This window comes from Bradyrhizobium sp. CCGB20 (assembly GCF_024199855.1).
In the GTDB taxonomy this organism is placed as follows: Bacteria; Pseudomonadota; Alphaproteobacteria; order Rhizobiales; family Xanthobacteraceae; genus Bradyrhizobium.
The window spans coordinates 4,515,937-4,539,767 of record NZ_JANADN010000001.1 but is presented as its reverse complement, the minus strand read 5'-3'; the positions used below and the strand labels follow the sequence as shown (position 1 = coordinate 4,539,767).

Annotated in this window: 21 protein-coding genes and 1 pseudogene; 15 read left to right on the top strand and 7 right to left on the bottom strand. The window is 66.2% G+C overall.

Annotation, left to right across the window (positions count from 1 at the left end; genetic code table 11):
• Nucleotides 1-8: 8 nt before the first annotated feature.
• Nucleotides 9-299, bottom strand: a pseudogene (locus NLM15_RS20970) (transcriptional regulator); the annotation flags it as partial.
• Nucleotides 300-335: 36 nt separating this feature from the next.
• Here NLM15_RS20970 and NLM15_RS20965 point away from each other — a divergent pair.
• Entirely contained in the window at nt 336-1,832 is a 1,497-nt protein-coding gene (locus tag NLM15_RS20965) for an amidase (RefSeq protein WP_254119003.1), read from the top strand.
• A 42-nt stretch (nt 1,833-1,874) separates the two neighbouring features.
• Entirely contained in the window at nt 1,875-3,107 is a 1,233-nt protein-coding gene (locus tag NLM15_RS20960) for an FAD-binding oxidoreductase (RefSeq protein WP_254119001.1), read from the top strand.
• On the opposite strand, the gene NLM15_RS20955 is transcribed toward NLM15_RS20960, so the two are convergent.
• Together NLM15_RS20955 and NLM15_RS20950 are read right to left on the bottom strand one after the other, a co-directional pair.
• The gene (locus NLM15_RS20955; RefSeq protein WP_254118999.1) at nt 3,104-5,191 is read right to left on the bottom strand and encodes a tetratricopeptide repeat protein; all 2,088 of its coding nucleotides are present in this window, start codon (nt 5,189-5,191) and stop codon (nt 3,104-3,106) included. The genes NLM15_RS20960 and NLM15_RS20955 overlap by 4 nt on opposite strands.
• A 56-nt stretch (nt 5,192-5,247) precedes the next feature.
• Nucleotides 5,248-6,084 (bottom strand): helix-turn-helix transcriptional regulator, encoded by an 837-nt coding sequence (locus NLM15_RS20950; protein WP_254118997.1) that lies wholly within the window; start codon nt 6,082-6,084, stop codon nt 5,248-5,250.
• A 104-nt stretch (nt 6,085-6,188) separates the two neighbouring features.
• Here NLM15_RS20950 and NLM15_RS20945 point away from each other — a divergent pair, with 104 nt between their 5' ends.
• A complete protein-coding gene (locus NLM15_RS20945; protein ID WP_254118995.1) occupies nt 6,189-7,073 on the top strand; it encodes an SDR family oxidoreductase in 885 nt (294 codons plus the stop codon).
• A 33-nt stretch (nt 7,074-7,106) separates the two neighbouring features.
• On the opposite strand, the gene NLM15_RS20940 is transcribed toward NLM15_RS20945, so the two are convergent.
• From NLM15_RS20940 to NLM15_RS20930, 3 genes are all read right to left on the bottom strand, one after another.
• Nucleotides 7,107-8,441 (bottom strand): dicarboxylate/amino acid:cation symporter, encoded by a 1,335-nt coding sequence (locus NLM15_RS20940; protein ID WP_254118993.1) that lies wholly within the window; start codon nt 8,439-8,441, stop codon nt 7,107-7,109.
• An 83-nt stretch (nt 8,442-8,524) separates the two neighbouring features.
• Nucleotides 8,525-9,082, bottom strand: a complete 558-nt coding sequence (locus NLM15_RS20935) for a biotin transporter BioY (protein WP_254124308.1) — start codon at nt 9,080-9,082, stop codon at nt 8,525-8,527.
• Nucleotides 9,083-9,172: 90 nt separating this feature from the next.
• Nucleotides 9,173-10,360: a pyridoxal phosphate-dependent aminotransferase gene (locus tag NLM15_RS20930; protein ID WP_254118991.1), complete on the bottom strand. Its 1,188-nt coding sequence runs from the start codon at nt 10,358-10,360 to the stop codon at nt 9,173-9,175.
• Nucleotides 10,361-10,567: 207 nt separating this feature from the next.
• Between NLM15_RS20930 and NLM15_RS20925 the strand changes: the two genes are divergently transcribed.
• The 10 genes from NLM15_RS20925 to aat all read left to right on the top strand — a co-directional run bounded on the left by NLM15_RS20925 (nt 10,568) and on the right by aat (nt 20,427).
• Entirely contained in the window at nt 10,568-11,971 is a 1,404-nt protein-coding gene (locus NLM15_RS20925; RefSeq protein ID WP_254118990.1) for a M48 family metalloprotease, read from the top strand.
• A 115-nt stretch (nt 11,972-12,086) separates the two neighbouring features.
• A complete protein-coding gene (locus NLM15_RS20920) occupies nt 12,087-12,854 on the top strand; it encodes a DsbA family protein (RefSeq protein WP_254118988.1) in 768 nt (255 codons plus the stop codon).
• Nucleotides 12,855-13,059: 205 nt separating this feature from the next.
• Nucleotides 13,060-13,842: a DUF1236 domain-containing protein gene (locus NLM15_RS20915; protein WP_254118986.1), complete on the top strand. Its 783-nt coding sequence runs from the start codon at nt 13,060-13,062 to the stop codon at nt 13,840-13,842.
• A gap of 262 nt (nt 13,843-14,104) precedes the next feature.
• Entirely contained in the window at nt 14,105-14,572 is a 468-nt protein-coding gene (aroQ, locus tag NLM15_RS20910; protein ID WP_254118985.1) for a type II 3-dehydroquinate dehydratase, read from the top strand.
• Nucleotides 14,573-14,609: 37 nt separating this feature from the next.
• A complete protein-coding gene (accB, locus tag NLM15_RS20905; RefSeq protein WP_254118983.1) occupies nt 14,610-15,104 on the top strand; it encodes an acetyl-CoA carboxylase biotin carboxyl carrier protein in 495 nt (164 codons plus the stop codon).
• A gap of 79 nt (nt 15,105-15,183) precedes the next feature.
• Nucleotides 15,184-16,539, top strand: a complete 1,356-nt coding sequence (gene accC, locus NLM15_RS20900) for an acetyl-CoA carboxylase biotin carboxylase subunit (RefSeq protein WP_254118981.1) — start codon at nt 15,184-15,186, stop codon at nt 16,537-16,539.
• Nucleotides 16,540-16,644: 105 nt separating this feature from the next.
• Complete coding sequence (locus NLM15_RS20895; RefSeq protein ID WP_254118979.1) at nt 16,645-18,162, top strand: CHASE3 domain-containing protein; 1,518 nt, start codon at nt 16,645-16,647, stop codon at nt 18,160-18,162.
• On the top strand, nt 18,159-18,599 hold the full coding sequence (locus NLM15_RS20890) for a response regulator (protein WP_254118977.1): 441 nt from the start codon (nt 18,159-18,161) through the stop codon (nt 18,597-18,599). The genes NLM15_RS20895 and NLM15_RS20890 overlap by 4 nt, the downstream gene beginning before the upstream one ends.
• Nucleotides 18,596-19,699: a sensor histidine kinase gene (locus NLM15_RS20885; protein WP_254118976.1), complete on the top strand. Its 1,104-nt coding sequence runs from the start codon at nt 18,596-18,598 to the stop codon at nt 19,697-19,699. The genes NLM15_RS20890 and NLM15_RS20885 overlap by 4 nt, the downstream gene beginning before the upstream one ends.
• A 47-nt stretch (nt 19,700-19,746) precedes the next feature.
• Nucleotides 19,747-20,427 (top strand): leucyl/phenylalanyl-tRNA--protein transferase, encoded by a 681-nt coding sequence (gene aat, locus NLM15_RS20880; RefSeq protein ID WP_254118974.1) that lies wholly within the window; start codon nt 19,747-19,749, stop codon nt 20,425-20,427.
• Between the two features lie 63 nt (nt 20,428-20,490).
• On the opposite strand, the gene NLM15_RS20875 is transcribed toward aat, so the two are convergent.
• Nucleotides 20,491-21,522: a DUF2155 domain-containing protein gene (locus NLM15_RS20875; protein WP_254118972.1), complete on the bottom strand. Its 1,032-nt coding sequence runs from the start codon at nt 21,520-21,522 to the stop codon at nt 20,491-20,493.
• 207 nt (nt 21,523-21,729) lie between these two features.
• On the opposite strand from NLM15_RS20875, the gene NLM15_RS20870 reads away from it, so the two are divergent.
• Both NLM15_RS20870 and NLM15_RS20865 read left to right on the top strand, forming a co-directional pair.
• Nucleotides 21,730-22,674: an alpha/beta hydrolase gene (locus NLM15_RS20870; protein ID WP_254118971.1), complete on the top strand. Its 945-nt coding sequence runs from the start codon at nt 21,730-21,732 to the stop codon at nt 22,672-22,674.
• Between the two features lie 105 nt (nt 22,675-22,779).
• Complete coding sequence (locus tag NLM15_RS20865; protein ID WP_254118969.1) at nt 22,780-23,787, top strand: Na+-dependent transporter; 1,008 nt, start codon at nt 22,780-22,782, stop codon at nt 23,785-23,787.
• Nucleotides 23,788-23,831 lie beyond the last annotated feature (44 nt).

Genomic DNA, 23,831 nt, shown 5'->3' with positions numbered 1-23,831 from the left:
CTCGCTCGCTACGCGGGCGGCAGTTCGTCATGACCCGGCGGTACTGCGTCGCGCGCTGCGATCTGGCGGAGCTGGTCGTAGAGATCGGGTGCTTCGCTGGTGCAGAGATAGACGCCCAGCGCCGGCGTTGAGATAGGCGTGGCCCATGGTGCTGTCGAGATAGATAGCATCGCCCTCGCCAAGGATCGCCGGTGTGTAGAACATGGCGCAGCAGCGGTCCGAATTCCTCCAGCGCGCGTGCGCAGACCTTGGCCAGGATCGGCCGTGCGTTTGCCGATCAGCTTGGTGCATTGATATGTGCTAGATCGTTTTCGCAGTTTGAGAGGGATTGGCATTTGTCAGAGCTTTGCAACTCCAGCGCCGTTGAGCTGCGCCGCCTGCTGGCCGCCCGGGCGATCTCGCCGGTCGAGCTGCTGGAGTCCTGCCTGTCGCGGGTCGCGACCATCAATCCCGCCGTCAACGCTGTCGTGACGCTGGACGCATCAGGCGCACGCGCCGCTGCCAAGAAAGCCGAGGCCGCGATCCTGCGCGGCGAGGATCGTGGCGCGCTGCACGGGCTTCCCGTTCTTATCAAGGACACCCAGGACACTGCCGGGCTGCGCACCACCTACGGCAGCCCGTTGCTGAGCGACAACGTCCCAATCGCCGACCAGGGCTCGGTCGCGCGGCTGCGCGCGGCGGGTGCGATCATCTTCGGCAAGACCAACACGCCGGAATGGGCGGCCGGCGGCAACACCCGCAACCCCGTGTTCGGCGCGACCGGCAATCCCTTCGATCCCTCACGCTCGGCGGCCGGCTCCTCCGGCGGCTCGGCGGTGGCGCTCGCCTGCGGCATGGCCCCGCTCGCCTCGGGCTCGGACACCGGCGGCTCCCTGCGCAATCCGGCCGGCTTTGCCGGCATCGTTGGAATGCGGCCATCCTACGGGCTTGTGGCGAGCGAGAAGCGCGCGTTCGGCTGGTCCAATTTGTCGACCGATGGGCCGATGGCGCGCAATGTTGCCGACACTGCGTTGATGCTGTCGGTGATGGCGAGCGACGATGCCCGCGATCCGCTCGCCTATACGCTGCCCGGCGAACCCTTGCGCGCTCGCGCCGAGCGCTGGGCCGCGCCGCGCCCTGCGGAGCTCGGCAAGCTGCGTCTCGCCTTCACGGAGGATTTCGGCTTCGCACCGACCGAGCAGGCGATCCGCCGCGTGTTCCGTCACCGCGTCGGCAAGCTTGCAACCCTCTTCGCCGAATGCCGCGAAGCGACGCCGGATTGCTCCGGCGCCGACGACGCCTTTGCCGTGCTGCGCGCGGGCCTGTTCCTGGCCATGCACGGCAAGAACTACAAAGAGCGTCCCGAGATGCTCGGCCCCAATGTCCGCGCCAATGTCGAGGAAGGCCTCGCCTACACGCTCGAGGATCACGGCCGCGCTGCGACGACGCAGACGCGGATCTATCGTGCCTGGCAAAGCTTCTTCGAAAGCTGCGACGTGCTGATCAGCCCGACCATCACGCTGAGCCCGCGGCCGTGGTCGGAGCTTTATCCGGCCGAGATCGACGGCGTGCCGACGAAATCCTACTTCCACTGGCTCGCGCTCGCCTATGCCGTCACGCTGCCCGGCCATCCCGCAATCAGCATCCCCCTCGGCCTTGATGAAGCCGGATTGCCTTTTGGCCTCCAGATCGTCGGTCCGCGTGGCGGCGATGCCGTCGTGCTTTCGGTTGCGGCAAGCATCGAAGCGGCGTTGGCTGATGATGCGCAATTGTGCCGGCCGGTCCCCGATCTGGCACGGCTTGCCGCGGCGCCGCCGCTGTCGGCCGCCCCCGGCTTCCTCGCCTGGGAATGACCGACCTCGTCCCACAACCGGTCTGACAGGAGAATTCTGCCCATGCAAAACGCGATCGTTCTCGGCGGCGGCATGATCGGCGTGAGCGCGGCGCTGCACCTGCGCCAGCGCGGCTGGGCCGTCACGCTCGTCGACCGCAGGGAGCCGGGCCGCGAGACCAGCTACGGCAATGCCGGAATGATCCAGGCGGAAGCGGTCCGCCCCTATCCTATGCCGCGCGACCTTGCCACGCTCCTGAAGATCGCGACCGGCCGCACCAACGACGTGCGCTACAGCCTGTCGTCGCTTCATCTCCATATCGAGCCCCTGCTCCGCTACTGGTGGCATTCGGCGCCGAAGCGGCATCGCGAGGCGATCGACGCTTGGGCGCGGCTGATCGCCTACGCGACGGCGGAGCACGACATCCTCATTCGCGAAGCTCATGCCGACAATCTCATCCGCCGCGCGGGATACCGGCATCTGCATCGCGACGCAGCTTCCTTCGATCTCGCCGTCAAGTCGGCGGAAGAAGACGAACGCGAATTCGGCGTGAAGTTTCGTGCGCTCTCGGGGGCCGAGCTCGCCAAGGCCGAACCGATCCTGCGCGACGACCTGCCCGGCGCGATCCACTGGCTCGACACCTGGACCGTGTCCGATCCCGGCGCACTGGTCACGGCCTATGCCGAGCTGTTCGAGCGCCTCGGCGGCGCGATCGTGCTCGGCGACGCCCAGAGTTTGCAGCAGACCGCGACCGGCTGGTCGGTCGATACGGACAACGGTCGCATCGACGCAGCCCACGCCGTCGTGACACTCGGGCCGTGGTCGCCCGATCTCCTGCACAAATTCGGCTACCGCATTCCGCTGGTGCGCAAGCGCGGCTACCACATGCATTACAGCGGCGGCGCGTCGCTCGATCTGCCGCTGGTCGACAAGGCCGGCGGCTATGCCATGGGTCCGATGGCGAAAGGAATCCGCATCACCACCGGGGCGGAATTGACCGGCATGGATGCACTTGCCACCCCGGTGCAGCTCGCCAGCGCCGAGGCGTCCGCGCGCGAGCTGATCGACCTCGGCAGGCGCGTCGAGCCGGATCCGTGGTTCGGCACCCGCCCCTGCACGCCCGACATGCTGCCGGTGCTCGGCCCCGCTCCGCGCCATCCCGGCCTCTGGATGAATTTTGGCCACGGCCACCAGGGCTTTACGCTGGGACCCGCGACGGGACGCCTGCTCGCCGAGATGATGAGCGGCGAGACGCCGGCGATCGATCCGACGCCATACCGGCCGGAGCGGTTCTAGGCTTCGGCGCTCGCCGCAAGCACGGCGAGCGCCGCCGACACGCGCAGCAGCGGGTCGTCCCATTCGCGCGGGGCGCGCTGACGGAACAGCCGCATGGTCGGATACCACGGACTGTCCTCGCGCTCGCGCAGCCAGCGCCAGTCGAGCGCGTAAGGTGTCAGCATCCACACCGGACGTCCCAGCGCACCGGCGAGATGGGCAACCGATGTGTCGACGGCGATGACGAGATCGAGCGCCGCGACCGCCGCGGCGGTATCGGCGAAATCGCCGAGCGCCGGCGTAAGATCGATGATATCGTCCCCCAGCGCCGCCAGCACCGGAGCATCTTCGGGACGCGGCTCCTTTTGCAGGCTGTAGAGCTGCACGCCGGGCATCACGAGACGCGGCAGCACGGCCGCAGCCGACAGCGAGCGCTGCCGGTCGCCCCTGTGCCTGGCGTTGCCGGCCCAGACCACGCCGACTTTCAACGCCGTCACATCCGCGAGCGCCGCACGCCAACGCAACAGTTTTGCGGGATCGGGATGCAGATACGGCACGTCGGCCGGGATGGTGTCGAACGTCGTGCCAAAGACCCGCGGCAAGCTCATCAGCGGCAGTTGCAGGTCGAACGGCGGCAGCGCTTCACCGCGCGCGAACACCGTGACATCGGGGAGCTGCCGCAGCAGTGAGGCGAGCGCGGGCTGAACCTGCAGGATGACCTTGCCGCCGCTCGCCGTCACCATCGGCAGGTAGCGCACGAAATGCAGGGCATCGCCGAGACCGTATTCGGCGAACAGCAGCAGCGTTCGGCCGTTCAGGGGCTCGCCCTGCCATTCCGGCTCGCTGAACGAGGGATCGCCGTCCGACAGCGTCTTGCATTTGCGCCGCCATTGATAGGCCTCGAACCCGCTCACGAAGTCGCCGTTCATCAGCAGGAAATGCGCGTGGTTGTACTGCGCGAGCGGCTGCTCCGGGTCGAGCGCGATCGCGCGGTGAGAGACTGCCAGGGCCGCGTCGATCTCCCCGGCATTCCGCAGCGCGACCGCGAGGTTGGCGTGGCCCTTGGCATAGGCGGGATCGGCCACGACCGCGCAGCGATGCGCGGCGACCGCGTCGTCCGCGCGCTCCTGCTTCTCGAAGACGATGCCGAGATTGGTCCAGGCCGGCGCGTGATCCGGCTTGAGCAGCAGCGCGCGCTCGCAGGCGGCAATCGCCTCGTCCCATGCGCCGAGCTCGGACAGGCAGGCACCGAGATTGCTGGCGATGACATGGTCCGACGCATCAAGCGCAAAGGTCCGCCGGTAGATCTCCGCAGCCTCGTGCAAATGGCCGGCCTCGTGCAGGACGAGACCAAGCAGACGCAGCGCCGGGGCGTTGTCCGCTGCGAGCGCGATGACGCGGCGGTACTGGACAATGGCGTCATCGAGCAATCCTTGCCGATAGAGCACGGCGCCGAGATTGCGGAGCAGTCCGGGATCGTCAGGATCGGCAGCGAGGGCGCGGCGATAAGCAGCCTCGGCGTCGCCGAGCCTCGCCTGGTCCATGAGGAGATTGCCGAGATTGAGCCAGACGCCGCGATAACCAGGCTCCCGCGCGATCACGGCGCGATACGCCTCCTCCGCTTCAGTCAGCCGCCCTTGCTCCGCGAGCACGCCGGCGAGGTTGAAGCAGGCCCGCGTGAGATGTGCGTCGAGCGCCAGCGCGCGGCGGTAGGCGGCTTCGGCCTCGTCGAAGTGGGCGAGCTCGCCGAGCGCCACGCCGAGCTTGTTGTGCAGGCCGGCATCATCAGGCCGCCGGACCAAGGCGCGCCGGAACGCCGCCACGGCACCCTCCTGCTCGCCCTTCACGGCAAGCGCATCGCCGAGCGTGACGAGTGCCGGTGCGTGCTCCGGGTCGATCTTGAACACACGGCCGAGTAGCGCGGCGCCGTCGGCCGCGCGATCGGTGACGAACGCGGCCACGGCCGCCAGATGCAGCGCGGGCACATGATCCGGCTCTGCCCTCAGCACTTCCGCGCAGAGTGCATCCGCCCGGTCCGCGTGCCCGGCCGCAAAATGCTCTGCCGCCTGCAAAACAATCCGATTCACAGTCGCCTTGCCCACCATGCCGCCCGCCCCTTCGAAGTCCGATGCGGGTTAAACGGACGAGGTGACGAATTCCGTCAGTCGGCGCGGTCGGCCAGCAGCTTCCTGATACGGTCGGCATCTTCAGGCGTCGCCGGATTGTAGACGATCATGCTGAGATCGGAGCGACCCTCGACATTGAAGCTCGAATATTCGAACGACATGGTGCCGTGAACGGGGTGCCGCAGCCGCTTGGTGCCGTCGCCATGATGGCGCACGTCATTGTCACGCCAGAGTGCCGCGAATTCCGGACTGGTCCGGCAAAGCTCGTCGACGAAATCGGCGACATGCGAGACGGCGCCTGCGCGCGCGGCATCGGCCCGGAACGCCGCCACCACGAAGCGCGCCACGCTGTCCCAGTCATATTGCGCGGCGCGCACGCGCGGATCGCAGAAGATGAAGCGCAGGATATTGCGCTGTCCCGGCGGGATCGCGCCGTAGTCGGTCAACACGGCGCTTGCGGCGCGATTCCAGGCGACGACGTCCCAGGTCGCGGTGCGCACCAAGGCCGGGCTGAATGCGAGCGCATCGAGCACGCGTTGCAGTCGTGGCGAGACGCCCTCTGTCGCCTGGTAACGCACCTCGGGCGGACGGCCGAGGCCGATCAGGAACAGATGCTCGCGCTCGACATCGGTCAGCATCAGTGCGCGGGCGATGCGGTCGAGCACGTCGGCCGAGGGCGCGCCGCCGCGGCCCTGCTCCAGCCACGTGTACCAGGTCGGGCTGATATTGGCGCGCTGGGCCACCTCCTCGCGGCGCAGTCCGGGCGTGCGCCTGCGGCTGCCACTGAGGCCGAACGCGGCAGCATCGAGCCGGGTGCGGCGGTCCTTCAGATAGGTGCCGAGCAGGTTTTCGGCTGAAGCAGTCTCGCTCATCCTGTTAGCTATTATACCCCGATAATGTCACTACTTTACCCGGATAATCCTAGCGCAGATGGTCGTCTCCACCAACCCCCTCCGCCAATCCCAGGAGATTGCTCATGCGTGTATTCGTCACTGGTGCCACCGGCTTCGTCGGCTCCGCCGTCGTTCGCGACCTGGTCGCCGCCGGCCATCACGTGCTCGGCCTCGCCCGCTCCGACGCAGGCGCTGCAGCGCTCGTTGCAATGGGGGCCGCGGTCCATCGTGGATCGCTCGAAGATCATGCGTCCTTGCGCAGCGGCGCGGCCGCGTCCGACGGCGTGCTTCACCTCGGCTTCAACCACGATTTCTCGAAGTTCGCCGACAATTGCGAGCTCGACCGGCGGGCGATCCTCGCCATGGGCGAGGAGCTCGCAGGCTCCGACCGCCCCTTCATCGTCACCTCCGGTGTGGCGCTGCTCGCTCCGGGACGGCTCGCGACCGAGGACGATGTCGCTTCGCACCACTTTCCCCGTGTTTCGGAATCGACCGCGCTGTCGTTGATCGAACGCGGCGTGCGCGCTGCCGCGGTTCGGCTTCCGCCGTCCACCCATGGCGAAGGCGATCACGGCTTCGTTCCGATCCTCATCAATCTTGCGCGCGCGAAAGGCGTGGCGGCCTATGTCGGCGACGGCATGAACCGCTGGCCGGCCGCGCACCGCACCGACGCCGCACGCGTCTACCGCCTCGCCTTGGAGCAAGGCGCCACCGCAAGGCACTATCACGCGATCGCCGAGGAAGGCGTTCCGTTCAGGGCGATTGCCGAGGTGATCGGCAAAAGGCTCGGGGTGCCCGTGGTCTCGAAATCCACGGATGAAGCCGAGGAGCATTTCGGCTGGTTCGCGCGATTTGCCGCCATCGACGTTCCAACCTCGAGCGCGAAGACGCGCGCTTTGCTCGGCTGGGAGCCCAAAGAAAAAGGGCTGATCGAGGATCTCGACCAGCCCTACTATTTCAAAGCCTGATGGCGTACGGCGCCGCCACAGGCAACCGGCAGATCAATCCGTCGTGACAGCGGTTTCCATGTCCGTCGGATCGATCTGCCTGGCGAGGTTGGCGTTGAGCTTGTCGCGGTCGAGCTCGCCTTCCCACCAGGCGACGATCACGCAAGCAACGCCGTTGCCGCACAGATTGGTCAGCGCACGGCACTCGCTCATGAACTTGTCGATGCCAAGCACGATCGCCATGCCCGGCACGAGGCGCGGATCGACCACGGCGAGCGTCGCCGCCAGCGTGATGAAGCCCGCGCCGGTGATGCCGGAGGCGCCCTTCGAGGTCAGCATCGCCACCACCAGAATGGTGAGCTGCTGGCCGAAGGAGAGATCGAAGCCCAGCGCCTGCGCGATGAACAGCGTCGCCAGCGTCATGTAGATGTTGGTGCCGTCGAGATTGAACGAATAGCCCGTGGGCACCACGAGGCCGACCACCGACTTCGAGCAGCCGAGGCGCTCGAGCTTCTCCATCAGGGAGGGCAGCGCGCTTTCCGAGGACGAGGTGCCGAGCACGATCAGCAGCTCGTCCTTGATGTAGGCGAGGAACTTGAAGATCGAGAATCCCGCCATGCGCGCGATGATTCCGAGCACGACGAACACGAACAGCGCCGCGGTGACGTAGAACGTCGCGATCAGGCCGACCAGGTTGAGGATCGCCCCGGTGCCGAACTTGCCGATGGTGTAGGCCATCGCGCCGAAGGCGCCGATCGGCGCCGCGCGCATCACGATGGAGATGACGCCGAACACCGCATGCGCGGCGTCGTCGATGAAGCTGCGGATGGTATGGCCGCGCTCGCCGAGCCCCATGAGCGCGAAGCCGAACAGCACCGAGAACAGCAGCACCTGCAGGATCTCGCCTTGCGCGAAGGCGCCGACGACGGTGTCCGGAATGATGTGCAGCACGAAGTCGACCGACCTCTGGCCTTCCGCCTGCTTGGCATAGTTGGCGACCGCCTGTGCGTTGGCGGCGGCGCTGCCGAAGCCCGCGCCCGGCTTCACCAGATTGCCGATGAGGAGTCCGATCACCAGCGCGAAGGTCGAAACGACCTCGAAATAGACCAGCGCCTTGACGCCGATGCGGCCGACCTTCTTGGCATCCTGGATATGGGCGATGCCCGAGACGACGGTGCAGAAGATGATCGGGGCGATCACCATCTTGATCAGCTTGATGAAGCCGTCGCCGAGCGCCTTGATCCATTCGTTGGTGGCAAGCGTCGGCCAGAGCCAGCCAACGATGGCGCCGAGCACGATGGCGATCAGCACCTGGACGTAGAGAACCTTGTACCACGGCTTTGCTGCGGGCTGCGCGACCGGCGCCCCCGCCATCGTTGTCGTCGTCATTGTTTCACTCCCCCTCAAACTCAGAGCCAGCCAAGATCAACTTGGCCGGCTCTGTCAATTGGAACTGCTCGTTGTTGCGCGCTTTACCCGCGGCGATCGACGATCCGGCGGGCCGCCGGCATCAGCGTCGCGCCAAGCGCGTTCTTCACCAGTGACGCCGCGATGAACGGCATCAGGCCGACCTGCCACGCCTTGGACATGCCGAGGCCAAGACCGAAGGCGAGCCAGCCGAAGCCGGCGGCCAGAATGACGACGTGGCCGACGGCCATTGCCGCAAACAGCAGCACCACGCTGCGATCCCAGCCGCGTTCGGCAAGCCACCCGGTGACGAAGGCGGCGCCAATGAAGCCGAACAGATAGCCCGCGGTCGGGCCGACCAGCGGTGCAATTCCACCGACCGGACCGGCGAATACCGGCAGGCCCATCGCGCCTTCGGCGAGGTAGGCGATCATGGTTGCGCTGCCAAGGCGCCAGCCATAGGCGGCGCCGATCATCAGCACGACCAGTGTCTGCAACGTCATGGGCACGTAAGGCAGTGGCAGGTTCACCTTGGCTGATAGCGCCATCAACGCGGTGCCGAGCGCGATCAGCACGACGGCGCGAAGGCTGCCTACGGTCTCGCCGGGACGGGTCGGCCACATCAATGCGGCGAGAGGAGAATGCTGCGTGGCGGCGGACGTGAGGGAACGGTCAGACAAGTTGCACTCCGGAAGGCTGTCGAAAACTGGCGGCTATTTAAGCCAGTGAGCGATCCGGTCAACTGCCTCCCGCATCTCCTCTGCCGAGCGAGCATAGGAGAGCCGTATGAACGAACGGCCATGGATGGGATCGAAATCGAGGCCGGGCGTCGCCGCAACGTGCGCCTGCTCCAGCATCTGCTTGGCGAACTCGAAACTGTCGGAGGTGAAGTCCGACACGTCGGCATAGAGATAAAATGCGCCGTCGGCCGGCAGGAACTTGCTGAGCCCCGCCTTGGGCAATCCCTCAATCAGGATGCGCCGGTTTTCCTGATAACCGTGCTTGATCTCCTCCATCTCGGCCGCGCCGTCGAAGGCGGCCTCGGCTGCGATCTGCGACAGCGACGGCACCGAGATCGACAGGTTCTGCTGCAGCCGCTCGATCGGCCGCACCAAAATGTCAGGCACGACCATCCAGCCGACGCGCCAGCCCGTCATGCAAAAATATTTCGAGAACGAGTTGATCACGAGTGCGTGCTCGGAGAGCGAGGCCGCCGTCATCGCCGGAAAGGCGTAGTCGAGCCCGTGATAGATCTCGTCCGAGATGAAGCGGATGCCGGCGTCTTCCGCAGCCGCGATCAGCCCGGCGAGCGCCTCGCGGGACATCATCGTTCCCGTCGGATTGGCGGGGCTCCCGACCAGCACGCCCTTCAGCGGCGCCTTGCGATGCGCCGCCAGCAACGCCTCGCCGGTCAGCGCATGGCGCGTCTCGTTCGTGGTCTCGATCAGCACCGGCTCGCAGCCGAGCGCGGTGAGGATATGACGGTATGGCGGATAGCCAGGCACGGTCACGGCGACGCGGTCGCCGGGCTCGAACATCGACAGGAAGGCCAGGATGAAGCCGCCGGAGGAGCCCGTCGTCACCACGATCCGCTCGGGGCTGACATCACAGCCATAGGCATCGCGATAATGGCGCGCGATGCGTTCGCGCAATGAGGGGATGCCGAGCGCGGAGGTGTAGTCGATCCGCCCGGCCTCGAGCGCCGCATGGGCGGCCGCAATCGCGGTCCTCGGAGCGCCGGTTGCGGGCTGTCCGACCTCCATGTGGATGACGTGTCCGCCGGCCGCCTCGATTCGGGCCGCGGCGGCCATCACGTCCATCACCATGAACGGGGGAACATCGCTGCGGCGGGAGGGCTCGAGCCACTGCCCCAACCGGTTCCTCAATGTCGCATCGTGCATCGATTTCTGCTATTTCGCTGGCGAACCGGTCGATCCGGTCCGGGAAACGGGGCTCTTGCGCCCCAGACTGGCCGCATTGTACGGCTCATAAGGGGTACGGCTTACAAGGGCATATCGCGTATCCGGTCCGCCGCCAATCGCCAAAAACCAATCACGAAACTGCTTGTCCAAGACCGTTGCAAAAGACCGTTTGACCCAGACCGCCTGATGTTGCTCCAGATCGCATTGCGCAAGAAGGCCTCCGCCCTCACCGCCCTCGTCACGGCCGCGGCGATCGCGCTGTTGCCGATGCCGGCCGCGCATGCGCAGGCCAAGGGGCCGCCGGTCCTGCGCGACACCGAGACCGAGCAGCTGCTGCGCGAATATACCCGCCCGATCCTGCGCGCCGCCGGTCTGGAAAAGCAGAACATCCAGATGGTGATCATCAACGACGGCTCGTTCAACGCGTTCGTCGCGGACGGCCGCCGCATCTTCGTCAATTACGGCGCGATCCTCCAGTCGGACACGCCGAACCAGATCATCGGCGTGCTCGCGCACGAGACCGGGCATCTGGCCGGCGGCCATCTGTCCAAGCTGCGCGAGCAACTCGCCAACGCCCAGACCCAGATGATCATCGCCATGCTGCTCGGCGCCGGCGCGATGGTCGCAGGCACCACGCGCGGCAGCAACAGCGCCGGCAACAACGGGCTCGCCAACGCTGGCGCGGCCGCGATCGCCGGCCCGCAGGAGATGATCCGCCGTACGCTATTGTCCTACCAGCGCCAGCAGGAGGAGAATGCCGACCGCGCCGGCGTGAAATTCCTGACCGCGACCCAGCAATCGCCGAAAGGCATGTACGAGACCTTCAAGCGCTTCACCAGCGAGAGCCTGTTCGCTGCCCGCGGCGCGGATCCCTATCTCCAGTCGCACCCGATGCCCGCCGAGCGCGTCGCCTCGCTTCAGGAGTTCGCCAGTTCCAGTCCCTATTGGGACAAGAAGGACGATCCGGCGCTCCAGCTCCGCCACGACATGGTGCGCGCCAAGATTTCCGCGTTCATGGAGCGGCCGGAGACCGTCTACCGCCGCTACCCCCAGACCAACGACAGCCTGCCGGCGCGCTACGCCCGCGCCATCAGCACCTATCTGCACGGCGATTTGCGCAGCGCGCTGGCCCAGATCGACGCCTTGATCCAGGTCCAGCCGAACAACCCGTATTTTTACGAGGTGCGCGGCCAGGCCCTGCTGGAGGGCGGCAAGCCGGCCGAGGCGATCCCTGCCCTGCGCAAGGCTGTCGCACTTTCGAACAGCGCGCCCCTCATCGAGATGTTACTTGGGCAGGCTCTGGTTGGATCGGATAATAAGGCCTACACGGACGATGCCGTTCGGATTCTCCGGGCCGCGGTGGCACGGGAACCGGAGGCTTCGCTCGGCTACATGCAGCTCGCGATGGCCTATGGCCGGAAGGGCGACTATGCCGAAGCGGATCTGGCGTCGGCGCAGGCCGCTTATCTGCGCGGCGACAACAAGACCGCCCGCGAGCTCGCCACGCGCGCGAAAACCCGTTTCGCCGTCGGCACGCCCGGATGGGTCAAAGCCGACGACATCGTGGCGGCCAAGCCGCCGCGTAACTAGATCGACCACGCAACGAACGCGACAAGACGACGCCTGACACCACGACGTCACGACACCGAGCTTTAAGTCCGCCGGGACGTTTTCCGAAACCAGCTTTCGACAAGAGGATTTGCCTATGCCTTCGCTGCGCCTGCTTGCTCCCGCGCTGTTCGCGCTCGCCCTGTTCGGCGCAGCCGCGCCCGCGTCGGCCGACAGCTTCTCCGATGCCCAGCGCACCGACATCGAGGCGATCATCAAGAACTATCTCGTCACCCATCCCGAGGTGCTCGAGGAAGCGATGACCGAGCTCACCAAGCGCCAGGCCGCGGCCGAAACGCAGAAGCACGAAGCCAGCATCGCACAGAACTCCGAGGCGATCTTCAACTCGCCGCGCCAGGTCGTGCTCGGCAACAAGGACGGCGACGTCACCTTCGTCGAGTTCTTCGATTACAATTGCGGCTACTGCAAGCGCGCGATGGACGACATGCTCAACCTGATGAAGGGCGATCCGAAGCTGAAGGTCGTGCTGAAGGAATTTCCGGTGCTGAGCCAGGGCTCGGTCGAAGCCGCCCAGGTCGCGGTGGCCGTGCGCATGCAGGATCCCTCCGGCAAGAAATATCTCGACTTCCACCAGAAGCTGCTCAGCGGCCGCGGCGCCGCCGACAAGGCGCGCGCGATGCAGGCGGCCAAGGAAGCCGGCCTCGACACCACCAAGATCGAGAAGGACATCGCCAGCCCCGAGGTGCGCGCCACCATCGAGGAGAACTTCAAGCTCGCCGAGGCGATGGGCATGAACGGCACGCCGAGCTACGTGATCGGCAAGCAGATCGTCGTCGGCGCCGTCGGCCTCGAAGCCCTCAAGGAAAAGATCGGCGTTGCCCGCTGCGGCAAGGCGACTTGTTGATCATCTCACAACTCACGCACGCAAAGAGGCCGGCTGAAAAGCCGGCCTTTTTCGTTAGCCGAATATCGGCGCGAATCCGGCGCGTGCGTTCATCTCGCGTTTAAGAAACAAATGCCTCGGAACCCCTGATGTTCCGGAACAACTCAAATCTCCTTTCGTTGTCGGCGCGGGCAATGACGCAAATAAACACGTGAGGAGAACCTAGATGTCTAACCGCTTTATGATCTCGGTTGCCGCAGTCGCGCTTCTAGCGGGCACCGGTCTGGCGAACGCACAAGGCAACATGGGCCGCGACAGCGGCGGCAGCGCCGGTGGCGCGCAGATGCAGCACTCGCAGCCGTCAGGCGGCGCGGCTGAGCGCGGCGGCTCGATGGGCCGCGAATCCGCGGCTCCCGAGAAGGGCACCGTCGGCCAGACTGGCGGCGCGATGGAGAAATCCGGCGCCGCTGAGAAGTCCGGTGCGATGGAGAAGTCCGGCTCCGGCACGATGAACAAGAACGCGACTGACGAGAAGGCCGGCGCGAAGGGCGAACGCGCCCAGGGTGCCCAAGACAAGTCGAAGAGCATGAGCTCAGAGTCGACCAAGGACTCGACGACCAAGTCCGGCACCAAGGACATGAAGGCCGAGGACAACAAGGCCGGCGGCGCTGCCAAGAGCAACAATGCCGAGAACCGTCCGGCGACGACCGACACGAAGTCGCAGACCACGACCGGCAACGCTTCGGCCACCGCAGCCGCACCGCCCGCCGAGAAGCGGACTGAAATCTCGACCGCGATCAAGTCGACCAAGATCGAGGAGACCACCAACGTCAACTTCAACATCGCGGTCGGCACCGCGATCCCGGCGTCCGTCCACTTCCACCCGCTGCCGCCCCGGATCGTCGAGATCTACCCGCAGTGGCGTGGATATGAAGTGATCTTCGTCCGCGGCCAGTACGTGATCGTCCGTCCGCAGACGCGCGAGATCGTCTACATCATCGAGGGGTAAGCGGCTTCGCTGACCTACCGTCTCACGTGAGCCCCTGCCGAGAGATCGGCGGGGGCTTTCGGCCGACCGGGGGACCGTGCCCTCCGCCTCTGCGGCAGCCATGCTTTGGACTGGTTAACAAGCAATTTCCGTAGCTTCCGCACAGGTTTTTGCACCCCGGATGAGGTGCTTGAAGCGGCCCGGGAGGCCCTTCAAGGCTTCCCCTCACGCACTTTGTTACCTATAACCCCCGCCACGCCGAAGCACCTCTTGCGGGATTGGAATGGCCGAACCAGCAACCGACACGATCCTCGTCCTCAACGGGCCGAACCTCAACATGTTGGGGACGCGCGAGCCCGAGAAGTATGGTCACGCGACCCTGGCCGACGTCGAGGCGCTGTGCCGGGAGGCGGCGGCGGCGTACGGCCTCAAAGCCGACTGCCGGCAGTCCAACCGCGAAGGCGAGCTGATCGACTTCATCCACGAGGCGCACGCCCGCAAGATGAAGGGCATCATCATCAATGCCGGCGGCTATTCGCACACCTCGATCGCGCTGCACGACGCGCTGCTCGCGGTGCAGATCCCGACGGTCGAAGTGCACGTGACCAACATCCACGCCCGCGAGAGTTTCCGTCACCATTCCTACACCGCGCGCGCGGCGTTCGCCTCGCTCTGCGGTTTCGGCATCGAGGGCTACCGCCTCGCCATGCAGGGCCTTGCCGCTAAGCTCGGCATCAAGCCCAAAGCCTGACGCTCCCTCTTCACCCAGAACATTCGGATCAAAGAACATGGCGCGCCAGCCAGACGACAAAGCAGCCGCAAAGTTTTCCAGCGAGGATTCCGCGCTCGTCCGCGAGCTCGCCCTGCTGCTCGATGAGACCAGCCTCACCGAGATCGAGATCGAACGTGCCGGCCTGCGCCTGCGCGTCGCCCGCAATATCAGTGTCGCCGCGACCATGCCGATGCAGATGGCGGCCGCCCCCGCTGTCCTGCCGGCGGCCGCAGCTGCCGCCGCGCCTGCCGCTGCCGCGGCCGACCTGTCGAAGCATCCCGGCGCGGTGACCTCGCCGATGGTCGGCACCGCTTATTGGGCGCCGGAGCCCGGCGCCAAGCCGTTCATCGAGGTCGGCAGCAAGGTCTCGGTCGGCCAGACCCTGCTGATCATCGAAGCCATGAAGACCATGAACCAGATCCCCTCGCCGCGCGCCGGCACGGTGACGCAGATCCTGGTCGAGGACGGCCAGCCGGTCGAGTACGGCGAGCCGCTGGTGATCATTGAGTGAGGGAGTGGCGAATAGCGAGTAGCGAATAGTTACTCCTCCCGATTCGCCGCTCGCTATTTCCTATTCGCCCCGAGGCACCATGTTCGACAAGATCCTCATAGCCAATCGCGGCGAGATCGCCCTCCGCATCCTGCGCGCCTGCAAGGAGCTCGGGATCGCCACCGTCGCCGTGCACTCCACCGCCGACGCCGACGCCATGCATGTGCGCCTGTCGGACGAGAGCGTTTGCATCGGCCCGCCGCCGTCCAAGGACAGCTATCTCAACGTGCCCGCCCTGCTCGCGGCCTGCGAGATCACCGGCGCGGATGCCGTGCATCCCGGCTACGGCTTCCTCTCGGAGAACGCGCGTTTCGCCGAAATCCTCTCCGAGCACAATCTGCATTTCATCGGCCCCAAGGCCGAGCACATCCGCCTGATGGGCGACAAGATCGAGGCCAAGAAGACGGCGAAGAAGCTCGGCATTCCCGTGGTGCCCGGCTCCGACGGCGCGGTCGGCCCCGAGGACGACGCGATGGCGATCGCGAAGAAGATCGGCTTCCCCGTGCTGGTGAAGGCAGCGGCCGGCGGTGGCGGCCGCGGCATGAAGGTCGCGCACAGCGAGGCCGATCTCCAGGTGGCGCTGTCGACGGCGGCCAACGAAGCCAAATCCGCCTTCGGTGATGCGTCCGTCTATCTCGAAAAATACCTGCAGAAGCCGCGCCACATCGAGATCCAGATCCTCGGCGACGGCCGCGGCGGCGCGATCCATCTCGGCGAGCGCGACTGCTCGCTGCAACGCCGACACCAGAAGGTCTGGGAGGAAGGTCCCTCGCCCGTCCTCTCCGCGGCTGCACGCGCCAAGATCGGCGAAACCTGCGCCAAGGCGATGCGCGAGATGAAATATCTCGGCGTTGGCACCATCGAATTCCTGTTCGAGGACGGCGAGTTCTACTTCATCGAGATGAACACCCGCATCCAGGTCGAGCATCCCGTCACCGAGAGCATCACCGACATCGACCTCGTGCTGGAGCAGATCCGCATTGCCGCCGGCGGCGAATTGCCGGCGAAGCAGAGCGAGGTGCAGATCATCGGCCACGCCATCGAGTGCCGGATCAACGCCGAGAACCCGCAGACCTTCCGCCCCTCGCCCGGCCGCATCACGCAATATCACCCGCCCGGCGGCCTCGGTGTCCGCATCGATTCTGCGGTCTATCAGGGTTACACCATCCCGCCCTATTACGACTCCCTGGTCGGCAAGCTGATCGTGCACGGCAAGACCCGAAGCGAATGCCTGATGCGGCTGCGCCGGGCGCTGGACGAAATGGTGGTCGAAGGCATCGAGACGACGCTGCCGCTGTTCCGCGACCTGGTGCGCCAACCCTCGATCATCGACGGCGACTATCACATCCACTGGCTGGAACAGTACCTCGCCGGCAAGGAACCGGCCCAGGGATAATCCTCCATTCCCGTGGAACCCTTTGGGCCCCATCGCGTTCTGGACGGCGGGGTCAGTTCCGAGGGGGCGTTTTGAGATCCTTTGACGTGACGAAGCGAGACCGTCGTGACGGCTAAGGCGCAACGACGGCGCGTATTCTGGCAGATCCTGCTGCTCGCGGCGGGCCTTCTGGTGTTGACCGTGATCAGCGCCGGTTCCGTCTACCTCGTCAACGAGGCGCGCAAAGACAGCAAAAGCGTGCTCCACACCATCGAGGTGGAGAACCAGATCAACTCCCTCCTGCTCGAAGTCCGGCGCGCCGAGAGCAGCGCCCGCGGCTTTCTCCTGACGCGGGGACCGGATTTGCAGTCGGATTACGAGAAGGCCGTCGCAGCGATTGTTCCGGCGCTCGACAAGCTGACGCGCCAGATCAGCGACAATCCCGCGCAACGCGACAACATTGAGAAGTTGAGCTCGGCGATCGAGACCCGGCTCGACCAGTTCTCCCGTGAGATGAATTTCGTGAAGCAGGGGCAGGTCGACAATGCCACGGCGCTGATCCGCGAGGCCGCCGCCGGCAACATCACGACCACGATCAGCAACCTGGCCAACGCGATGATCCGCGAAGAGGAACGCCTGTTCCGGATCCGCACCGCCAACTCCGACCAGAGCCAGGCGCTGGCCGCATCAATGACCGGCATCGGCTCCGGCCTTGTCGTGCTGCTGGCCCTGATCTCGATCTGGCTGGTGCGGCGCTCGGCGCAGGCGCGCGACGAGGCCGAGGGGCGCCTGCGCGACGCCTACGCCAACCTCGAGTCCGTCGTCGACGAACGCACGGCAGACCTGCGCGAAGCCAACAACGAGATCCAGCGCTTTGCCTATATCGTCAGCCACGATCTGCGCTCGCCACTCGTCAACATCATGGGCTTCACCAGCGAACTCGAGGAGCTTGGCGGCGACATTTTCCGCCGTATCGGCGGCCTCACCCATGTCCCGGCCGACGGGCCGCCGCCCGCGGCCGGCGAGATCGCGCTCGAAGGTCCCGACAAGCAGCTGTCAGCGGATTTTGCCGAAGCGCTCGGCTTCATCAAATCGTCGATCGGCAAGATGGACCGCCTGATCTCAGCGATCCTCAACCTCACCCGCGAGGGCCGGCGCGAATTCGTGCCCGTGAAGATCGACACAAGGGAGCTGATCGAAGCCATTGTGTCGACGCTGGCGCATCAGGCCGCCGAGGCGCAGGCCGAGATCCATGTCGCGCCCCTGCCGGACCTCGTCAGCGACCGCCTGGCGCTGGAGCAGATCTTCTCCAATCTGATCGACAACGCCATCAAATATCTCAAGCCCGGCGTCGCCGGCGAGATCAGAATCCGCGGGCGCACCAAGCTCGGCTACGCTATCTTCGAGATCAGCGACAACGGGCGCGGGATCGATCCGAAAGATCACCAGCGGATATTCGACCTGTTTCGCCGGGCGGGAACCCAGGACAAGCCCGGCCAGGGCATCGGTCTTGCGCATGTGCGTGCACTTGTGCGTCGCCTCGGCGGCACCATGTCGGTATCATCGGAATTGAATACGGGCAGCACCTTCACCATCACGCTGCCCATCACCTGGAACGCAAGCAACCGGAACGCCGACCAATGACTCAACCCGTCACCATCATCATGATCGAGGACGACGAGGGACACGCCCGGCTGATCGAGCGCAACATCCGCCGGTCCGGCGTCAACAACGAGATCGTCTCCTTCGCCAACGGCACGGACGCGGTGAAGCACCTGTTCGGCGCCGACGGCAGCGGGCTCGTGCAGAAGGGCAATGCGCTCCTGATCCTGCTCGATCTCAACCTCCCCGACATGACCGGGATCGACATCCTGAAGCAGATCAAGGAGAACAAATATCTGAAGGCCTCGCCCGTGGTGGTGCTGACCACCACCGACGACTCCCAGGAAATCAAGCGCTGCTACGAGCTCGGCTGCAACGTCTACATCACCAAGCCCGTGAACTACGAGAATTTCGCCAATGCCATCCGGCAGCTCGGCCTGTTCTTCTCGGTCATCCAGGTCCCGCCCGCCGCCTCATGAACCAGCACACGCCGACACTTCTCTACATCGATGACGACGCGGCGCTGGCACGCCTGGTCGAGCGCGGCCTGACGCGGCGCGGCTACAAGGTCATTCATGCCGCCAGCGGCGAGGAAGGCCTGGAGCGGATCCGCCGCGCGCAGACGGAGGGCTGCATCGACGTCGTGGCGCTCGACCAGTACATGCCCGGCCTCGACGGGCTGGAGACGCTCGAGCAGATCATGGCGATACCGGGGGCGCCGCCCGTGGTGTTCGTCACGGCGTCGCAGGATTCCAGCATCGCGGTGACGGCGCTGAAGGCGGGCGCGGCCGATTATCTCGTCAAGGACGTCAAGGGCGAATTCATCCCGCTGCTCCACGTCGCCGCCGACGGCGCGCTGCGCCAGGCCGAATTGCAGAAGGCACGCGAGGAAGCCGAAGCCGAGATCCACGCCTCGCGCGACCGCTATGCCGCGCTCGCCGCCGAGCGCGAGCTGCTGCTGCGCGAGGTCAATCACCGCGTCGGCAACTCGCTCCAGATCATCGCCTCGCTGCTGCATCTTCAGGCGAACTCCGCAGGCCAGGAAGAGGTCAAGGCGGCGCTGACCAATGCGATGGGCCGCGTTGCCGCGGTCGCGCAGGTGCACCGCCGCCTCTACACCTCGCAGGACCTGAAGAGCGTGGTGCTGAACCAGTACCTGGACTCGCTGCTCGAGGACCTCCGCCGCTCGGCCGAAGGCAACCGGATGTCGCGCCTGACGGTGAAGGCGGAAGCCATCGAGATCGATCCGGACCGCGCCGTCGCCGTCGGCATCATCGTCAACGAGCTGGTGATGAACGCGGTGAAATATGCCTATCCCGACGGCGCCGGCCCGATCCATGTCGAGCTGACCTCGCAAGGCGAGGACCTGCTGCTGTCGATTACCGACGACGGCGTCGGCGACAAGGTGAAGGCCGATCCGCGCTCGACCGGCATGGGCCAGCGCATCGTCGCGGCGATGGCCACCAAGCTGGATGCCACCGTCGAGCGCGACCCCGCCCACGCCGGAACTCGCGTCCTGCTGAGGTTCCGCCGCATCCCTGCGGTCCCCGGCGCAAGCAACAGCGCCGCCGCGAGCTGACCGCGGTCCCCATCGCAACCGCACCACGATCCTGCTATTATTGCGCCATGACTTCGCGCGACTCCGCCTCGTCTGAAATCACACCGGCCGTGCTGTTGCGCGCCTATGCCTGCGGCATCTTTCCGATGGCCGAGAGCGCCGACGATCCGACCCTGTTCTGGGTCGAGCCGGAATTGCGCGGCGTCATCCCGCTCCAGGGATTTCGCGTGGCTTCACGGCTCGCGCGCACCGTGCGTTCGGATATATTTCGCGTCTCCGTCAACACCGCGTTCAAGGCAACGATCGCCGGCTGCGCCGCCCCGCAGGTCGGGCGCGAGGACACCTGGATCAACAAGCGGATCCGCGATCTCTATGGCGGCCTCTACGAGCTCGGCCATTGCCACAGCGTCGAGGCCTGGCAGGGCGACGACCTCGTCGGCGGGCTTTACGGCGTGAGCCTGGGCCGCGCCTTCTTCGGCGAGAGCATGTTTCATACCGCGCGCGATGCCTCGAAGGTCGCGCTGGTGCACCTGGTCGCGCGGCTGATCCATGGCGGGTTCGAACTGCTCGACACGCAATATGTCACCGAGCATTTGAAGAGCTTCGGCGCGGTCGAGATTTCGCGCCGGCGCTACACCGCCCTGCTCGACAACGCCCTCGCCGGCGATCCCGGCGACTTTCTGAGGCTGTCGGAAGGCGACGCGATCCCGGGCGCACGCGCGCTCGAGATCATCGCCTCAAAGCAATAGTCAGAGAAATTACCGGCCGAACCCGGGGGATTTGGTCTAGCGCCCAAACCCCGGGGATTTGGTCTAGCGCCCAAACCCCGGGATGCCGAAAAGGCCCGGCTGCTGCTGAGGCGGCGGCGGTGGCGGAGCCGGCTGTTGCTGCTGCTGGATCGGCGGCAAGGGCTGCGGCGGACGCTGCTGCACGGCCTGCTTGGGCGCGGCCTTCTTCTGCGCGGGCGGCGGCGGCGCAGCCGGCTTGCTCGCGGGATCAGGCGCTGCGGTCGCAATGGTCTGCTGCGGCTCTTTGCAGTCGGTGAGCCAGATGTCGTAGATCGGGTGCTCGACGCCGTGCAGGCCGGGGCTCGCAGCATACATCCAGCCCGAGAAGATGCGTTTCACCTCGCCCTGCAAGGTGATCTCGTCGACCTCGACGAAGGCGTCGGTATTGGTGGCTTCCGTCGCCGGCCGCGTATAGCAGGCGTCGGTTTTGACGCGCAGCGCGCCGAACTGAACGGTCTCGCCGATATCCTCGTCGAAATTGATGATGCGTCCCGTGATCTTGTCGAGGCCGGAGAAGGTCGCCTTCTTGTTGACGATCTTCTGGGCCGGCGGCTCGGTCACGACCTCGTCGCCCGGCTGCAGGCTCGCCGGCGTCTGCGGCACGGCACCGCCCGGTCCGCCCTTCTGCTGCGGCTGGCGCTGACCGGGCGCACCCGGCTGATTGGGCGGTACGGCCGCGACGGGCGGCGGCTGGTTCGGCGGAGCCGCGGCGGAACCCGGCGGCGGCGCCAGCGGCTGGGTCTCGACCGGCCCCGGCATCACGTTACCCTGCCGGCCCGGCGGCGGCGGCATCGGGCGTGAGGGCAGCACGCGGCCCTGCGGCGGCAGCGCGGGGACTTCCTCGTCGTCGTCATCGGGGATCTGCGGCTGCGGCTGGCCGCGCGGAATCGCACCCGGCGGCCGCGGCGGCGGATCGGAGAAGATCGTGCCGATCTGCGCCTGCGCGGGCGTCGCAACCGTCAGCGCGGTAGCGGCCAGCAGCGCCGCAAGGCCTGTCAGGGTAAAGGTTTTAAACATCTCGCGCGGCTTCAACAGCGAATCGGGCTCGTTGGACATTCTACAGGGGATACCGCCGCTCGCAGGCCATCCGGTTAACACGGCGAATACGGCGGGGGAAGGGCGGCATCCCTGCCCTGCCCGCCGCCGGCTGGCCAGACCCGCCCCCGGATGGGATAGTCGGAAGGCTCCTCCCCGGGGCCGAGGCGGGCATCGCCCGGATAGCCGACGTCCAACCACAACCAGAAACCGCAGAGGTCGCCCCCCATGCCCGTTGTGCTCGATCCCGATGCCGCCGCCGTCTACAAGGCGTTTCAGGAGGCCGGCCGGCCCGCCTACGAGACGCTGACCGCTCCCGAGGCGCGCGCCTATTACGCCCAGGCGCGCTTCGCCACCAACCCCGAGCCGCCGGAACTGGCCCGCGTCGCTCCGCTGTCGATCCCGGCGCCCCACGGCGCAATCCCCGCCCGCATTTACGTCCCGAAGGAGGCGCGGCAGCAGGATGGCTTGTCGCCGGCGCTGGTGTTCTTCCATGGCGGCGGCTGGGTGATCGGAGATCTCGAGTCCCATGACGTTGTCTGCCGCCAGCTTGCCGACGCAGGCGCGCTGATCGTGATCTCGGTCGACTACCGCCTCGCGCCAGAGCACAAGTTTCCCGCCGCCACCGATGATGCGATCGCCGCGACCAGATGGATTGCCGCGAACGCCCGCGAACTCGGCATCGACGCCTCGCGTCTGTCGATCGGAGGCGACAGCGCCGGGGGCAATCTCGCGGCGGTGGTCGCGCTTGCCGCGCGCGACGGAAATGGCCCCGCGATCGCAGGCCAGGTGCTGATCTACCCGGCAACCGATTTCGCCATGACGCATGGCTCGCACAGCGAGCCCGAGACCAGCGTGCTGCTGACGCATTCGGTGATCCGCTGGTTTCGCGACCATTATCTCGGCGGCGCCGACATCAACGACTGGCGTGCCTCGCCGGCGCGCGCCAAAAACCTTGCCGGCCTGCCGCCAGCCTATGTGCTCACCGCCGGCGCCGATCCCTTGCGCGACGAAGGCGACGAATATGCCGCGCGCCTGAAGCAGGCCGGCGTGCCCGTCGCATACAAACACTATCCCGGCCAATTCCACGGCTTCTTCACGATGGGCAAATTGCTGAAGCAGGCCAATGTCGCCGTCGGCGAGATCGGCGCGTGGTTGAAGGGATTGGGTTAGTCCCGTAGCCCGGATGAGCGCGGCGACATCCGGGTCCGCTCCCACCTGTCGAAATATTTGTCCCGGATATCGCTTCGCTCATCCGGGCTACGACTGACGACTGAGATGCCATCCGTTCTTCAAGACCTCTTCGCCCTCCCCCTGCGCGCACTGACATGGCTCGGCAGCCAGGGCACGCGCGCGGTGGCCGCCGTCGTGTTCATCGCAGCCGCAGTGCCGCCGCTCGGGGCGCTGCTGCGGCCCTACGTCACCGAAGCGATCTTCGTTCTGCTCTGCATCTCCTTCATGCGGGTCGATCTGGCTGCGCTGTACGGCCATTTGCGCCGGCCGGCGCTGGTCGCGACCGCAACCGCCTGGACCACGATCGGCGTGCCGCTGATCATCGGACTGATCGTCCATGCAACCGGGCTCACCGCGCGTTCGCCCGGCCTGTCCCTGGCCTTGATGCTCCAGAGCATGGCCTCGCCGATGATGGCTTCTCCGGCGCTTGCCGCGCTGATGGGCCTCGATGCCACGCTCGTGCTGGTCACGCTGGTGACCTCGACCGCGCTGGTGCCGTTCACGGCCTCGCTGTTCGCAAGCCTCTTCCTTGACGGCATGCTCAGCGTCACGCCGGCGACGCTCGGCCTGAAGCTGCTCGGCATCCTCGCGGCATCGCTGCTGGCAGCAACCTTCATCCGATGGGTGTTCGGCGCGGCTGCGATCCAGCGCCACAAGCAGCCGATCGACGGCTTCAACATCATCATCCTCCTGATCTTCGCGGCCGCGATCATGGGCGATGTCGTCAGTGACCTCATCGCGCAGCCGGTGTTCACGATCGGCTTCGCGGCTCTGTCCTTCGCGATCTATTTCACGCTGCTCGCGGTCACCACGCTGCTGTTCCGCCGCATCGGCTATGAGCGCGCGCTGGCGCTCGGGCTGATGGTGTCACAGCGCAATCTGGGCCTGATGCTGGCGGCGACCGCCGGCGCACTGCCGCCCGCCACTTGGCTCTATTTCGCGATGACGCAGTTTCCGATCCACCTTGCGCCGTACATGCTGACGCCGATCGCACGGCGCCTGACAGCGCGCGCGGATACGTCCAGCGCGGCGGCTGCAAACAGCATCACCTAAGCCATGTACTCATGAGTCCGGAATGTCCGCTGTCGAGGATAGAG

Bases quoted from the DNA above. Each gene is read 5' to 3' on its own strand.
- NLM15_RS20960 (WP_254119001.1), top strand. From the start codon at position 1,875: ATGCAAAACGCGATCGTTCTCGGCGGCGGCATGATCGGCGTGAGCGCG.
- NLM15_RS20955 (WP_254118999.1), bottom strand. From the start codon at position 5,191: ATGGTGGGCAAGGCGACTGTGAATCGGATTGTTTTGCAGGCGGCAGAG.
- NLM15_RS20950 (WP_254118997.1), bottom strand. From the start codon at position 6,084: ATGAGCGAGACTGCTTCAGCCGAAAACCTGCTCGGCACCTATCTGAAG.
- NLM15_RS20945 (WP_254118995.1), top strand. From the start codon at position 6,189: ATGCGTGTATTCGTCACTGGTGCCACCGGCTTCGTCGGCTCCGCCGTC.
- NLM15_RS20940 (WP_254118993.1), bottom strand. From the start codon at position 8,441: ATGACGACGACAACGATGGCGGGGGCGCCGGTCGCGCAGCCCGCAGCA.
- NLM15_RS20935 (WP_254124308.1), bottom strand. From the start codon at position 9,082: ATGTGGCCGACCCGTCCCGGCGAGACCGTAGGCAGCCTTCGCGCCGTC.
- NLM15_RS20930 (WP_254118991.1), bottom strand. From the start codon at position 10,360: ATGCACGATGCGACATTGAGGAACCGGTTGGGGCAGTGGCTCGAGCCC.
- NLM15_RS20925 (WP_254118990.1), top strand. From the start codon at position 10,568: ATGTTGCTCCAGATCGCATTGCGCAAGAAGGCCTCCGCCCTCACCGCC.
- NLM15_RS20920 (WP_254118988.1), top strand. From the start codon at position 12,087: ATGCCTTCGCTGCGCCTGCTTGCTCCCGCGCTGTTCGCGCTCGCCCTG.
- NLM15_RS20915 (WP_254118986.1), top strand. From the start codon at position 13,060: ATGTCTAACCGCTTTATGATCTCGGTTGCCGCAGTCGCGCTTCTAGCG.
- aroQ (WP_254118985.1), top strand. From the start codon at position 14,105: ATGGCCGAACCAGCAACCGACACGATCCTCGTCCTCAACGGGCCGAAC.
- accB (WP_254118983.1), top strand. From the start codon at position 14,610: ATGGCGCGCCAGCCAGACGACAAAGCAGCCGCAAAGTTTTCCAGCGAG.
- accC (WP_254118981.1), top strand. From the start codon at position 15,184: ATGTTCGACAAGATCCTCATAGCCAATCGCGGCGAGATCGCCCTCCGC.
- NLM15_RS20890 (WP_254118977.1), top strand. From the start codon at position 18,159: ATGACTCAACCCGTCACCATCATCATGATCGAGGACGACGAGGGACAC.
- NLM15_RS20885 (WP_254118976.1), top strand. From the start codon at position 18,596: ATGAACCAGCACACGCCGACACTTCTCTACATCGATGACGACGCGGCG.
- aat (WP_254118974.1), top strand. From the start codon at position 19,747: ATGACTTCGCGCGACTCCGCCTCGTCTGAAATCACACCGGCCGTGCTG.
- NLM15_RS20875 (WP_254118972.1), bottom strand. From the start codon at position 21,522: ATGTCCAACGAGCCCGATTCGCTGTTGAAGCCGCGCGAGATGTTTAAA.
- NLM15_RS20870 (WP_254118971.1), top strand. From the start codon at position 21,730: ATGCCCGTTGTGCTCGATCCCGATGCCGCCGCCGTCTACAAGGCGTTT.
- NLM15_RS20865 (WP_254118969.1), top strand. From the start codon at position 22,780: ATGCCATCCGTTCTTCAAGACCTCTTCGCCCTCCCCCTGCGCGCACTG.